At 68.7% G+C, this 13,422-nt stretch carries 10 protein-coding genes and 1 pseudogene; 7 read left to right on the top strand and 4 right to left on the bottom strand.

All coding sequences use genetic code 11. The features are described 5' to 3' along the window. Both QNA08_RS17190 and QNA08_RS17185 read left to right on the top strand, forming a co-directional pair. Nucleotides 1–256 (top strand): annotated as a pseudogene (locus QNA08_RS17190) (hypothetical protein); the annotation flags it as partial. A 20-nt stretch (nucleotides 257–276) separates the two neighbouring features. Continuing rightward, nucleotides 277–1,866 carry a DHA2 family efflux MFS transporter permease subunit gene (locus QNA08_RS17185; RefSeq protein ID WP_283741954.1) on the top strand — a complete coding sequence of 530 codons (1,590 nt, stop codon included), beginning with the start codon at nucleotides 277–279 and terminating at the stop codon, nucleotides 1,864–1,866. Nucleotides 1,867–1,894: 28 nt separating this feature from the next. Here the strand turns inward: QNA08_RS17185 and QNA08_RS17180 are convergent, their stop codons facing one another. After that, the gene (locus QNA08_RS17180; protein WP_283741946.1) at nucleotides 1,895–3,157 is read right to left on the bottom strand and encodes an NAD(P)/FAD-dependent oxidoreductase; all 1,263 of its coding nucleotides are present in this window, start codon (nucleotides 3,155–3,157) and stop codon (nucleotides 1,895–1,897) included. A 17-nt stretch (nucleotides 3,158–3,174) separates the two neighbouring features. Continuing rightward, a complete protein-coding gene (locus QNA08_RS17175) occupies nucleotides 3,175–4,578 on the bottom strand; it encodes a glutamine synthetase family protein (RefSeq protein WP_283741945.1) in 1,404 nt (467 codons plus the stop codon). Nucleotides 4,579–4,770: 192 nt separating this feature from the next. Here QNA08_RS17175 and QNA08_RS17170 point away from each other — a divergent pair, with 192 nt between their 5' ends. Genes QNA08_RS17170 through QNA08_RS17160 form a run of 3 tightly spaced genes read left to right on the top strand, consistent with a single transcriptional unit; the run spans nucleotide 4,771 to nucleotide 7,702 of the window. Beyond that, nucleotides 4,771–5,952 (top strand): ABC transporter ATP-binding protein, encoded by a 1,182-nt coding sequence (locus tag QNA08_RS17170; RefSeq protein ID WP_283741944.1) that lies wholly within the window; start codon nucleotides 4,771–4,773, stop codon nucleotides 5,950–5,952. An 8-nt stretch (nucleotides 5,953–5,960) separates the two neighbouring features. Next, the gene (locus QNA08_RS17165) at nucleotides 5,961–6,911 is read left to right on the top strand and encodes an ABC transporter permease subunit (protein ID WP_283741943.1); all 951 of its coding nucleotides are present in this window, start codon (nucleotides 5,961–5,963) and stop codon (nucleotides 6,909–6,911) included. Beyond that, entirely contained in the window at nucleotides 6,908–7,702 is a 795-nt protein-coding gene (locus tag QNA08_RS17160) for an ABC transporter permease (protein ID WP_283741942.1), read from the top strand. The genes QNA08_RS17165 and QNA08_RS17160 overlap by 4 nt, the downstream gene beginning before the upstream one ends. Nucleotides 7,703–7,831: 129 nt before the next feature. Here the strand turns inward: QNA08_RS17160 and QNA08_RS17155 are convergent, their stop codons facing one another. Further along, nucleotides 7,832–9,715: an AsmA family protein gene (locus QNA08_RS17155; RefSeq protein ID WP_283741941.1), complete on the bottom strand. Its 1,884-nt coding sequence runs from the start codon at nucleotides 9,713–9,715 to the stop codon at nucleotides 7,832–7,834. A gap of 460 nt (nucleotides 9,716–10,175) precedes the next feature. Here QNA08_RS17155 and QNA08_RS17150 point away from each other — a divergent pair, with 460 nt between their 5' ends. Continuing rightward, a complete protein-coding gene (locus QNA08_RS17150; protein WP_283741940.1) occupies nucleotides 10,176–10,877 on the top strand; it encodes a CoA transferase subunit A in 702 nt (233 codons plus the stop codon). Between the two features lie 17 nt (nucleotides 10,878–10,894). Continuing rightward, a complete protein-coding gene (locus tag QNA08_RS17145; RefSeq protein ID WP_283741939.1) occupies nucleotides 10,895–11,569 on the top strand; it encodes a CoA transferase subunit B in 675 nt (224 codons plus the stop codon). Nucleotides 11,570–11,674: 105 nt separating this feature from the next. Here the strand turns inward: QNA08_RS17145 and QNA08_RS17140 are convergent, their stop codons facing one another. Continuing rightward, nucleotides 11,675–13,420 (bottom strand): ABC transporter permease, encoded by a 1,746-nt coding sequence (locus QNA08_RS17140; RefSeq protein ID WP_422679942.1) that lies wholly within the window; start codon nucleotides 13,418–13,420, stop codon nucleotides 11,675–11,677. Nucleotides 13,421–13,422 lie beyond the last annotated feature (2 nt).

Raw genomic sequence — 13,422 nt, 5'->3', positions numbered from 1 at the left:
CCCCCAGGCGCGCCTGGGGGAAGTGTCACCCATGTGTCCGGTACGTCCTGTCACCCATGTCTCGGACCGCTCAAGCCTGCTGCCGCCGGAGAACGCCACCGGCAACTTCACGAAGATTGTGCAGCGCGTGCCCGTGCGCATCCGTTTCGCGCCGGACCTGACCCATGAGGGGCTGCTCAGGCCCGGGATGTCCGTCGTCGCCACGGTTGACACGCGCGGGGGCGCTGCTCCCGCACGGACCGCCGCGGCCGAGTGACACGAGCTGCCGTGATGAGCATGGCGACGACGGCGGGCGGGGAGGGGGCCGGCACCAGCCGGGGCGCAACCGTCGCGGGCGTCGACGCGCGCAAGTTCATGGCCTTCATCTGCATGGCGTTCGGGATGTTCATGGCCATCCTGGACATCCAGATCGTCTCGGCCTCGCTCGCCGAGATTCAGGCGAGCCTGGGCGCCAGCGCCGACGAGATCTCCTGGGTGCAGACGGCCTATCTCATCGCCGAAGTGGTGATGATACCGCTGTCCGGCTTCCTGTCGCGGGCATTGTCGACGCGCTGGATCTTCGTCATCTCCGCCGGCGGCTTCACGCTGTCGAGCCTGCTTTGTGCCACGGCGACGTCCATCGAGCAGATGATCGTCTATCGCGCGCTCCAGGGCTTCATCGGCGGAGGCATGATCCCGACGGTCTTCGCCACGGCCTACGCGATCTTCCCGCGCGAGAAGCAGTCGCTCATGTCGCCGATCATCGGCCTCGTGGCGACGCTCGCGCCGACCATCGGCCCGACCGTCGGTGGCTATCTGACCGATCTCTTTTCCTGGCACTGGCTGTTCCTCGTCAACATCGTGCCGGGCTTCGTCGTCACGCTCTCGACCTATCTGCTTGTCGACTTCGACGAGCCCGATCTCGACCTCCTGAAGCGCTTCGACTGGTGGGGGCTTGCCTTCATGGCGGCTTTCCTCGGCAGCCTCGAATTCGTGCTCGAAGAGGGGCCCACCAAGGACTGGTTCGACGACGAGTGGATCTCTCTCTTCACCGGGGTCACCGCGATTGCGGCTGCCGGCTTCTTCTGGCGTGCGCTCGCGCGTCCCGAGCCCGTCGTCGACCTGCGCGCCTTCCTGAACCGCAATTTCGCGGCGGGCTCGGCCTTCAGCTTCGTGATGGGCATCGGCCTCTACGGGCTCACCTATCTCTACCCCGTCTTCCTCGGTCGCATCCGGGGCTATTCGGCGCTGATGATCGGCGAGACGATGTTCGTTACCGGCGTGTGCATGTTCCTCGCTGCTCCCCTCGCGGGCCGGCTGATGACCAGGCTCGACCCGCGCCTGATGATGGCGATCGGCCTTGTGGGCTTCGGCCTCGGCACCTGGCAGGTCACCTTCATCACCAAGGACTGGGATTTCTGGGAGCTCTTTCTGCCGCAGATCTTCCGCGGCGTGTCGCTGATGATCTGCATGGTGCCGATCAACAACATCGCGCTGGGCACGCTGTCGCCGGACAAGCTCAAGAACGCCTCCGGCCTGTTCAACCTCACGCGCAACCTGGGCGGGGCGGTCGGGCTCGCCATCATCAACACGGTGCTGAACGACCGCACGGACCTGCACCTCGCGCGGCTGCGGGAGATGGTCGCCTGGGGCAAACCAGAGGCCGAGGGAACGCTCGCGACCCTGACCAACGGCCTCGCCGCGCTCGGCTCCAACGCCGACATGGCGGCCCTGAAGCAGATGGCGCTCATCGTGCGGCGCGAGGCGACGGTGATGGCCTTTAGCGATGTCTTCTACCTGCTCACCTTCCTGTTCATCGGCCTCGCCTTCGCCGCGCCGCTGATGCAGCGTCCGCAGCGCGCGGGCGGTGGCGGAGGGGGGCACTGACGGACAGTGTCGCGCAGGCCGGCGCTCTTCACAGCCGGTCGAGGAAGCCGAAGCCGATCATGGCGGCGACGAGGAGCGGGCGACGCAGCAGCCTGCCGCCGGGCAGCGGCGGAACGGGCAGGCCCGCCAGAAGGTCGAAGCGTGTGGCATCGCCCCCGATCGCCAGGGCAATGGCGCGCCCGGTGTAAGGACCGAGCATGACACCCTGGCCGGAATAGCCGGCCGCGGCATAGAGCCCGGGCTCGATCTGCCGCACGTAGGGCAGGCGGGGGGCCGTGATGCCGAGCGTGCCGCCCCAGGCGTGCTCGATGCGCACCTTGGCGAGCATGGGGAAGATCGCGAGCATTCGCCGACGCACGCGCTCCGGGAAACCGGCCGGCAGCCGGGCTCCATAGCTCTCGCCGCCGCCGAAGATGAGCCGCCCCTCGCCGGTGCGGCGGAAATAGTTGACGACGTGCTTGGTGTCCGAGGCGGCGATGGCGCCTTTCAGGACGCGGTCGGCCCGCGCACCAAGCGGCTCGGTGGCGATCATGAAGTTGACGAGCGGCATGACATGGGCCGCGATCGCCGCGTGCAGCCGCCCCGAGGTCCCGTCGCCCGTGACGATCACTGCTTGCGCCGTCACCGTCGCCTCGGGCGTGCGCACGAGCCACTGCGCTCCCTGTCGCTCGATCTCCGTCACCGGGCTCGTCTCGGCGATGCGCGCGCCGGCCGCCTCGGCCGCGGCGGCGAGGCCCCGCGTCAACGCAAGCGGATCGACGTGCCCGCCGTGATGCGGGTCGAGCACGCCGCCGACATAGCCCACGGCGCCGGTGATCTCCGGCAGGCGCTTGGCGTCGAAGAGTTCGATACCGGCGACGCCGTAGCGGCGCGCGAGATGCTCGGCCTCGGCAACGAGGCCGCGGTAAAGCCCCGGTCGATGGGCGAGATGCAGCAGGCCGTGTCGGCGCTCACAGGGAATGGCGTGGGCGACGATCGTGGCGTCGACCCAGCCGCGCGCTTCCTCAGCGAGGTCCCACAGGGCGCGGGCGCGCATCTCGCCCAGCCTCGCCTCGAGCCAGCTCTGGTCACGGCGCTGACCGGGGTGGATCTGGCCGCCGTTGACGCCGGACGCGCCTGCGCCCACACGCTCAGCCTCGATCACGAGCGCCCCGGTGCCCGCCTCCGCCAGGGTCAGGGCCGCGCCAAGGCCCGTGAGGCCGGCACCGACGATGCACACGTCGGCGCGCTGCGCCCCCACGAGTGCCGGTCGCGGCGCCGGCGGCGGCGCGCTCGCTTCGTAGAGGCTCATGTGGGAGGGCTGCACGGTCATACGTTCAGAAGGAGATATTCACGCTCCCACGGGCTGATGACTTCCATGAAGGTCTCGAACTCGGCCCGCTTCACCGCCGTGTAGGTGCGCACGAAATTGACGCCGAGCACGTCCTTGAGCGCCTCGCTGTCCTCGAGCTCCGACACCGCCTCGAGGAGCCCACGCGGCAGGTCGAAGGCAAGGTCGTAGGCCGAGCCCGAGACAGGCTCGCCGGGCGTAAGCCCGTTCTCGATGCCGAGCCAGCCGCAGGCGAGCGAGGCTGCCATGGCCAGATAGGGGTTGGCGTCGGAGGAGGGGATCCGGTTCTCGACCCGCCGCGCCGCCGCGTCCGAGGGCGGCACGCGCAGGCCGGTCGTGCGGTTGTCGTAGCCCCACTGCACGTTGATGGGGGCCGACGAGTTCTTCATCATGCGCCGGTAGGAGTTCACGTAGGGCGCGAGCATCGGCATGGCGGCGGGCAGGTGGGTCTGCAGCCCGGCGATGAAGGCGAAGAACTCCGGCGTCGGCCGGCCCTGCCGGTCGCTGAAGACGTTGCGGCCGGTCCTGGCATCCTGGAGCGACATGTGGATGTGCATGGCCGAGCCCGGCTGGCGCGCGATGGGCTTGGCCATGAAGGTGGCGTACATGTCGTGCTGCAGTGCCGCCTCGCGAATGGTGCGCTTGAAGAAGAACACCTGGTCGGCGAGGTCGAGCGGGTCGCCATGGCGCAGGTTGATCTCCATCTGGCCCGCGCCTTCCTCGTGGATCAGCGTGTCGATGGCGAGGCCCTGTGCCTCCGAATAGTCGTAGATGAGCTCGAACAGGTCGTCGAACTCATTGACCGCCGCGATCGAATAGGCCTGCCGGCCGATTTCGGGGCGGCCGGAGCGGCCGATGGGTGGCTCCAGGGGATAGTCCGGATCGAGGTTCTTCTTCACAAGGTAGAACTCGATCTCGGGCGCGACGACCGGCCGCCAGCCCTTCTCCTCGTAGAGCTTCAGCACGCGCTTGAGCACGTTGCGCGGCGCGTTTTCCACCGGCTGCCCGTCGCGATGATAGGCGTCGTGCAGCACCTGCACCGTCGGGTCGCTCGCCCAGGGCACGACGCACAGCGTCGAGAAGTCCGGCTGGAGCAGAAGGTCCGAGTCGGTCGGCACCGCCCTGTCGAGTTCCTCTTCCGGGTAATCGCCCGCGATGGTCTGGTAGAAGATCGCGTTCGGCAGGCTCATGACCGGGTTGCCGAAGAATTTCTCGACTGGCATCACCTTGCCGCGCGCCACGCCGGCCTGGTTCGGCACGACGCATTCGATCTCCTCGATGCCCCGCTCGGCCACGAAGGCCTTCGCCTCCTCGATGTTCGCTGCGCCGCGCAGGCGCGGGGTTTCCTTCTTCCGTGACGTTGTCGTCGTTCGTTTGGCCATGATCTCCACTCGCGCAATGACGGGAGGAAGCCCGAGCGCCCCGTCGGCTGTCAATCGGGTCGTCGATCGCGGTCGCTGGGCGCGTGCGGCGAAAAACCGTGGGCTTTGTCCGCCGATTGTTGCCGCAGGGGCCGGGGGCCACTAACGTGCGCCGGATCGGGGCTTCGGCGACCAAAGGGGGCCAATTGCATTATGACCGCTGCCGCGGAAGGGCGTAAACGCGACACGCTCGCGATCGGGGCCGTGCGACGCAATTTCGCCCCTTGGGCCGATCCCGCGGCGGTGCCGCTCATCCGCTTCGAGAAGGTCACGAAGCGCTTCGGCGAGGCGACCGCCGTCGAGGACCTGTCCCTCGACATCTACGAGCGCGAGTTCTTCTGCCTGCTCGGGCCGTCGGGCTGCGGCAAGACCACACTGATGCGCATCCTCGCCGGGTTCGAGGAACCGACGTCGGGGCGCGTGACGCTCGCGGGCCGGGACCTCATCGGCGTGCCGCCCTACAGGCGGCCGGCGAACATGATGTTCCAGTCCTACGCACTCTTCCCGCACATGAGCGTGGAGAAGAACATCGCCTTCGGCCTGGAGCAGGAGAAGCTGCCGAAGGGCGAGATCGCGGCGCGCGTCGCAGAGATGCTGCGCCTCGTGCAGCTCGAGCCCTTCGCCAGGCGCCGGCCGGACCAGCTCTCCGGCGGCCAGCGCCAGCGCGTGGCGCTCGCCCGCGCGCTCGCCAAGCGGCCCAAGGTGCTGCTGCTCGACGAGCCGCTCGACGCTCTCGACAAGAAGCTGCGCGAGGAGACGCAGTTCGAGCTCATGGACCTGCAGGTCAAGCTCGGCATGACCTTCCTCGTCGTCACGCACGACCAGGAGGAGGCCATGACCATGGCCGACCGGATCGCCGTCATGGACCGCGGGCGGATCGTGCAGGTGGCGACGCCGGGCGAGATCTACGAGCAGCCGGCGACCCGCTATGTCGCCGAGTTCATCGGCGACGTGAACATCCTGGAGGGCCGCATCGGGCAGGGGGAGGGCGGTCGCTGGCATATCGCCGCGCCTGAGGCCCCGCGCGGCCTTCTCGTGGACGGAGGCGGAGACGGCGTGGCGCCGGGCCGGCAGGTCGCGGTCGCCCTGCGGCCGGAAAAGCTGCGGCTGCTGCAGGACGAGCCCGCGCCGGGAACGCCGAACGTGCTCGCCGGCGAGGTGTGGGACATCGGCTATCTCGGCGATTGGACGATCTATCTGGTGAAGCTCGCGAGCGGCCGGACGATCCGGGTGTCGCGCGCCAACGCGACGCGCTTCGTGGAACGCCCCATCACCTGGGAGGACAAGGTCTTCGTCACCTTTGCGCCCGAGGCGGGCGTGATCCTGACGCGGTGAGCGGCGCCATGGCGAGCGACGGCAAGAGCGTCGGCAAGGGCGTCGGCACGAGTGTCGGGGATGGACGGCTGGGGCGGCTCCTCGTGCCGGCCGTGCCCTTCCTGTGGCTCGGGGCACTGTTCCTCGCGCCGGTCGCGATCGTCCTGAAGATCGCCTTGTCCGACGCGACCATCGCGCAGCCGCCCTATCTGCCCGTCTTCGACTGGAGCGAGGGCTGGACCGCGATCCTGGACGCCCTCGGCGCGCTCGATATCGAGAACTTTGCACTCCTGACGGAGGATCCGCTCTATTGGCGCGCAGCTCTGTCGTCGTTGCGCATCGCGGCGATCTCGACGGTCCTCCTTCTTCTGCTCGGCTATCCCATGGCCTATGCCATGGCGAAGGCGCCGGAGAAGCTGCGGCCCGTCCTCGTCATGCTCGTCATCCTGCCCTTCTGGACGAGCTTCCTCATCCGTGTCTACGCCTGGATCGGCATCCTGAAGCCGGAAGGCTTGCTCAGCGCCCTCCTGCTGCATCTCGGGCTGATCGACGAGCCGCTCGCCATCATGAACACCGAGACCGCGGTCTTCGTCGGCATCGTCTATTCCTATCTGCCGTTCATGGTGCTGCCGCTCTACGCGACGCTCGAGAAGCTCGACGCGACGCTCCTCGAGGCGGCGGAAGATCTCGGCTGTCCGCCGTGGAAGGCCTTCTGGCGCATCACCGTGCCGCTCTCCCTGCCGGGCGTCGCCGCGGGCGCGCTTCTGTGCTTCATCCCGATCGTCGGGGAATATGTCATTCCCGAACTCCTCGGCGGCTCGGACACCTTGATGCTGGGCAAGACCCTGTCGGATGAGTTCTTCAAGAACCGCGACTGGCCGCTCGCCTCCGCCGTCGCCATCGTGCTCCTCGTCATCGTCGTGGGGCCGATCATGGTCTATCGCGACATCGAGACCCGGCGCATGGAGCGCGCCCGATGAACCGCCGCTTCTCCTGGTTCAACGCCACCTCGCTGACGATCGGCTTTGCCTTCCTCTACCTGCCGATCGTCATCCTCATCGTCTATTCGTTCAACGCCTCGCGGCTCGTCACCGTGTGGGGCGGCTTCTCCCTCGAGTGGTATCGCAGCATCTGGTCGAACGAGCAGTTGCTCGGCGCGCTGCGAACCTCGCTCGGCGTGGCCCTTGTCAGCGCCGCCATCGCCACCGTCCTCGGCACGCTCGCCGCGCTGGCGCTCGTCCGCTATGGGCGCTTCGTCGGCCGCACCCTCTTCACGGGAATGGTCTATGCGCCGCTCGTCATGCCGGAGGTCATCACGGGGCTGTCGCTGCTTCTGCTCTTCGTCTCGCTCGGGGTGGATCGGGGGTTCTGGACGGTCGCCCTGTCGCACACGACCTTCACCCTGTGCTTCGTCGCCGTGGTGGTGCAGGCGCGCCTCGTCGGCTTCGACCGGAGCCTCGAGGAGGCGGCGATGGACCTGGGCGCCACGCCGATGAAGACCTTCTTCGCCGTGACGCTGCCCCTCATCACGCCCTCGATCCTCGCGGGCTTCCTTCTCGCCTTCACGCTGTCGCTCGACGACGTCGTCATCGCGAGCTTCGTGACCGGGCCTGGCACGGCAACCCTGCCGATCGAGATCTTTGGCCGGGCGCGGCGGGGTGTCTCGCCGGAGATCAACGCCCTGTGCACGATCCTCGTCGGCCTCGTCACCGTCGTCGTCATCCTGGCTTCGCTGGTGACCAAGCGCTCGGCCATGGCACGCGCCACCTGAGATCGCGAGCAGGAGGCTCGCTGCCGGCGCGCGCCCGCTGCGCATGGCCCCGAGAGCCTGCAGCAGCAGAATCGCCATAGCCTGAATGACTTCGATGCGCCTTTTGATCCAATGGATCAGAAAACTGCTCTAGCGCGGGCCGCTGGCGGATGCGCCCGTCGGCGCGTAGGTGACGAGGCCGCGCGGCGGTTCAGCGGGCGGTGGGGCGAGAAGCGGCGCGGCAGCGCCCGAGCGCTGGATCAGCGCCTGCACGTCGGGCACGACCAGGGGCTGATCCCAGCTGCCGGTGATCTCGAAGGGAAAGCCCGCGCCGGAACCGGGTGCCGCAGCCTGCCCGGACGGCGTTCCCGCAATGGCGCCCTTCAAGGCGAAGAGGCGGTCGGCGATGTGGATCCGGCCGGCGAGGCTGGCGCGCAGGCCCGGTGCCGTCATCAGGCCGTCGGCGATCTCGCCCGTGCCGCCGGCGATTATGAGAGTCGCGGCGAGCTGGTCGAAGGCGGTGCGGCCGCTGCGCCAGTCGAGCGAAATCGACAGCGGCCGCCGCTCGGCCCGCCGGGCGATGTCGGCGAGGTTGACACCGGTGAATTCCCCGCGCTTGACGACAAGGCTGACGCGGCCCGTGAGCGTGCGCGCGAGATCGGCATGCGAGCTGCCGGTCGCCTCGAGGGCGATCTGTCCGCTGCCGTCGCCGCCGAGGCGGCGCACGTCCGCCGCCTCGTGCAGCGCCGCGGAGACGTCGATGCCGTCGAAGCTGCCCTGGAGCTTCGCCTCGAGGCCGCCCGCCGCCGGGAGGAGGGTCAGGCGCCCCTTGAGCGTTCCGCCGTAGGCCGTCGCACGCGCAAGGGAAAGCTCCATGCGGCCGGACCTGAGGATAAAGCCGGCCGCCACATTCTCGAGCTTGCTCCGTCCGAGCTGGGCCGTCGTGGCCGACAGCCGGAGGTCCAGGTCGCCGGCGAGCCGCGTCGGATCGAGGGCTTCGCGGCTCCACGCCCCGTCGCCGCCCCGTGAGGGGGCGAGCGGACCCACGAACCGGCCGAGGTCGAGCGTGTCGGCTGCGATGGTCCCGGACACGGCCGGGTGGTCGCGATCGAGCCGGACGGTGAGGGCGCCGTCCAGCCTGTCCCCGCCCACCCTGATCTGTGCATTGGGCAGCGACAGCCCGCGACCGGAAAAGCTGAGGGGGCCTTCCACCCCGACATTGTCGATGAGATGGGAGAGCGGCAGCGGCAGGTCGATCCAGCGAGCGGTGCGGGGGAGCGAGGTGGTCGCGAACTGCACGTTGCCCGTGAACTGCGGGTCGCGCAGGTCCGCGACCCGCCCATCGAGAGTCAGCGTCGTTCCGGCCCCGATGAGCGTCAGCGACAGCGGGGAGCTCCGGCCGGCTGCAAGCGCCACGGGCGACAGGCCCGAGATCTGGATCTCCACGGGCTCGTCGCGCCAGACGAGCGAGCCGCTCGCCGCCATCGCCTGGTCGACGGTCGTCCAGTCGGCAGCCAGATCGACGTCCCGAAGGATGACTTCGTCCATGCCTGCCGCATTCTTCTGCACGACGGTGCCGTCGCGCACGACGATCCGGCCGATGTGCAGCCGCCGCCCTTCCGCCAGGCCCCTCGACACCTCGCGCTCGACCAGGGCGATGACGCCCTTCCACAGCGCCGTCCGGTCGGTCGTTGCCGGCAGACGGATGCGCGGCTCCACGAGCGTCACCTCGTCAAGCTCGATCTGTCCGGCGACGAGCGGCAGGAGGCGCAGCTCTCCGCGCAGTTGCTCGGCCCGGATCGCCGTCTCGCCGTCCGGCCTGACGAGCGTGACCTCCTCCAGCTTGATGCGCGGCACCGGCAGGAGAGCGAAGGTGGCGCGCCCCTCGACCAGCAGCCGCAAGCCGCTCACCGCCTTGAAGTGCCGGCCGACGTGGCGCGCAAGCGACTCCGTCGCGACGGTCCACGGCGCGAGTGCCAGAACGGAGGCGCCCAGTGCAGCGAGGGCGAGGAAGAAGAGCTTGCGACGGGTCATGAGGCTGTGGGCCACGGCTTGGCGCAGACGGAACGCGCGCCGGCTGGCCGTGGCTCGAATCTCCAAGTCTGTGCCCGATCGAGCGCGCACTATAGTCACGCCGGCGTTCGGGTGAAACGCCTGTCACAGCAAATGGTGGCGCTTTATGGACGGCCGCGGGCGAGCTAAGAGGGTGCGACAATCCACGCAGAGGATGACTTTGCCGATGATTGCGAGAGTGCCCCTCGGAATGGCGTGGTATGCCTCCGCACATTGCCGACGCGGTCGGCCATGGTCGGGCCCGACCATGGCCATGGAGGAGGGCGGGGAGGCATTCATTCCGTCGAAGAGATCCGCCCGCCCGCTCCGTGGCCGACGATCGCGCTGGCGCGGCCTCGGCAGCATCGCCCCGCGGCCTGGCGGAGCGCGGCCCGCCTCCCTCGGGTAGCGTTCATCTTTCGGGATCCCAAGGAGAAGCTCAATGAAAAAGGTCTATGCCGATGCGCGGGCAGCGCTCGCCGGCCTCCTCAAGGATGGCATGGTGATCATGTCCGGCGGCTTCGGGCTTTGCGGCATACCGGACACCCTGATCGGAGCGATCCGCGATTCAGGGGTGAAGAACCTCACCGTCATCTCCAACAACGCCGGCATTGACGGCGTGGGTCTCGGTCAGCTCCTCGAGACGCGACAGATCAGGAAGATGATCTCGTCCTACGTCGGCGAGAACAAGCTCTTCGCCCAGCAGTACCTCGCCGGGGAGCTGGAGCTCGAGTTCAACCCGCAGGGCACCCTCGCCGAACGCATCCGCGCGGGCGGCGCCGGCATCCCGGCCTTCTTCACCAAGACCGGTGTCGGCACGATTATCGCCGAAGGCAAGGAAGTGCGCGAGTTCGACGGCGAGCAGTATGTGATGGAGCGCGGCCTCGTTGCCGACCTCTCGCTGGTGCATGCCTGGAAGGGCGACACGGAAGGCAACCTCGTCTACCGGAAGACCGCGCGCAACTTCAATCCGATGATGGCGACCGCCGGCCGCATCACGGTCGCCGAGGTCGAGCATCTCGTGGAGCCCGGCGAGATCGATCCCGATACGATTGTCACGCCGGGCATCTATGTGCAGCGCATCGTGCACGTGCCGAACCCGAACAAGCGCATCGAGCAGCGCACCACCCGGCCGCGCGTCTGAGAGAGGAGCCGCAACCCATGGCCTGGACCCGTGAACAGATGGCCGCCCGCGCCGCCAAGGAACTGCGCGACGGCTTCTACGTCAATCTCGGCATCGGCATTCCGACGCTCGTATCCAACTACATTCCTGCAGGCATGAGTGTGCAGTTGCAGAGCGAGAACGGCATGCTCGGCATGGGCCCCTTCCCCTTCGAGGGCGAGGAGGATCCCGACCTGATCAACGCCGGCAAGCAGACGATCACCGAACTGCCGACGACGAGCTATTTCTCGTCCGCCGATTCCTTCGCCATGATCCGCGGCGGGCACATCGACCTGTCGATTCTCGGCGCCATGCAGGTGGCCGAGAACGGCGACCTCGCCAACTGGATGATCCCCGGCAAGATGGTGAAGGGCATGGGCGGCGCCATGGACCTCGTTGCCGGTGTCAAGAAGGTCGTCGTCGTCATGGAGCACACGGCCAAGGACGAGCCGAAGCTCCTGAAGCGCTGCACCCTGCCGCTCACGGGCGCAGGCGTCGTCGACATGGTGATCACCGACCTCGGCGTCTTCACCATCGACAAGAAGGACGGCCGCGGCATGACCCTCATCGAGCTCGCCGACGGCGTCACCGAGGAGGAGATCCGCGCCAAGACCGAGGCGAGCTATACGGTCGCTCTCGGGGCGGGCTCCGTGAGGGCGGCCGCCGTCGGCTGACCCGCCGAACGAACGACGATCAGAAGCGACGGCGCGCCCCCGTGACGCGCCGTTGTCGTCTGGAGGGAGATCGGGCCGGCTGTCGGGCGGGCGCCAGAGGCGCCCTCAGGGGCGGAAGGAGCCCGTCCGGCTGCTCGCGCCGGGCGAGGACGGACGCGAACTCTCAAGCTGCGGCTGGCGGCTCATCCGTGCGAGCAGAATCACGGGCACGAGGCCGAAGAGCACTATGAGGAGGGCGGCGACCGCCCCGTCCTCGTAGGTGCCGCGCGCCGCCTCGGCATAGAGATGGGTGGCGAGCGTCTCGAAATTGAGCGGCCGCAGGAGGAGCGTCGCCGGCAATTCCTTCATGCAATCAACGAAGACGAGCAGCGTGGCCGCGACGAGTGCCGGGCGGATGAGCGGCAGATGGATGCGGCGCATCACGCCGCCCGCCGTCTGCCCGAGCGTGCGGCCGGCATAGTCGAGCGAGTGCGGTATCTTGCTAAAGCCGGCCTCGATCCCGCCATTGGCAATGGCGAGAAAGCGCGTCGCATAGGCGTAGACGAGCGCCGCCCCCGACCCCGACAGGAGGAGGCCGGTCGAGATGCTGAAGACGTGCCGGGCGACGCCGTCGACCGCATTGTCGATCGCGGCGAGCGGCGTCAGCAGCCCGACGGCGAGGACCGTCCCGGGCACGGCGTAGCCGAGACTCGCGACGCGCGCGAGCGTGCCGGCGAGGGGGCTGCGCATCAGCCGCGTCGTGTAGGCGATGCTGAGACCGAGCCCGATGGTCACGGCCGTCGCGACGCCAGCCATGCTCACCGTGTTCATCGTCTCCTGGGCGATGGCGGGGGAGAGGCCCGCGAAGCCGATGCGTGCCGCCGCCGCCGCGGCGAGATGGACGACGGGCAGGACGAAGCCGAAAAGGACGGGCAGCGCGCCGACCGCAAGCGCAGCGAAGCCCGCGGCGCCGCCGAGCCGCTGCGGCAGCGTGCGGCGTGAACGCTGGGCAGCGACGGCGTAGCGCTGCCGGCGCCGCGCCCAGCGCTCGATGACGACGAGGGAGACCACGATCGCGAGCATCACCAGCGCGATCTGCGCTGCGCCCGGCAGGCTCGAGCGGTTGATCCAGGTGGCATAGATGGAGACGGTGAGCGTGCGCGCGCCGAGGAACTCGGAAGCGCCGATATCGTTGAGCGCTTCCATGAGGGCGAGGCTGGTGCCGACAGCGATCGCCGGGCGCGCGAGCGGCAGGGCGACGCGATAGAACGCGCCCCAGCGGCTTTGCCCCAGCGTGCGCGACACCTCGATGATGCAGGCTGACTGCATGAGGAACATCGCCCGCGCCGAGAGGTAGACGTAAGGGTAGAGCACGAGCCCGAGCAGCAGCACGCAGCCCCAGAGGGAGCGGATGTCCGGGAACCACAGGTCGCGCGGGTGGGCGATGCCGAGCACGGCGCGCAGCAGACCCTGCACCGGCCCCAGCGGGTGCAGGAGGTCGAGATAGGCGAAGGCGATGATGTAGGTCGGCACGGCGAGCGGCAGGAGCAGCGCCCAGTCGAGGACCGCACGCCCGGGAAAGTCGTAGGCCGTGACGAGCCAGGCCGTGCCGGTGCCGATGACGATGACGATGAGGCCGACGCCGAGGAGCAGGATCGCCGTGTCGTGGAGCGCAGTCGGCAGCACGTAGGCGGCGAGATGCGGCCACAGGTCGCCCGAGCCTTGGGTCGCGATCAGGGCGAGCGCGACGATCGGGGCGAGCACGAGCCCTGCGATGACCGTGGCGGCGGCCAGCCACCCGCCGCCGTCGCTGAAGCGCGAGCGCAGGAACGAGAGGCCGTAACGCGGGGCCGGAACCGTAGAAATCGTCATCA

Origin of the sequence: Chelatococcus albus, from assembly GCF_030067675.1 — a bacterium.
GTDB lineage: Bacteria > Pseudomonadota > Alphaproteobacteria > Rhizobiales > Beijerinckiaceae > Chelatococcus_A > Chelatococcus_A albus.
The sequence above is the reverse complement of the archived record's forward strand: the minus strand, read 5'-3'. Positions and strand labels throughout refer to the sequence as shown.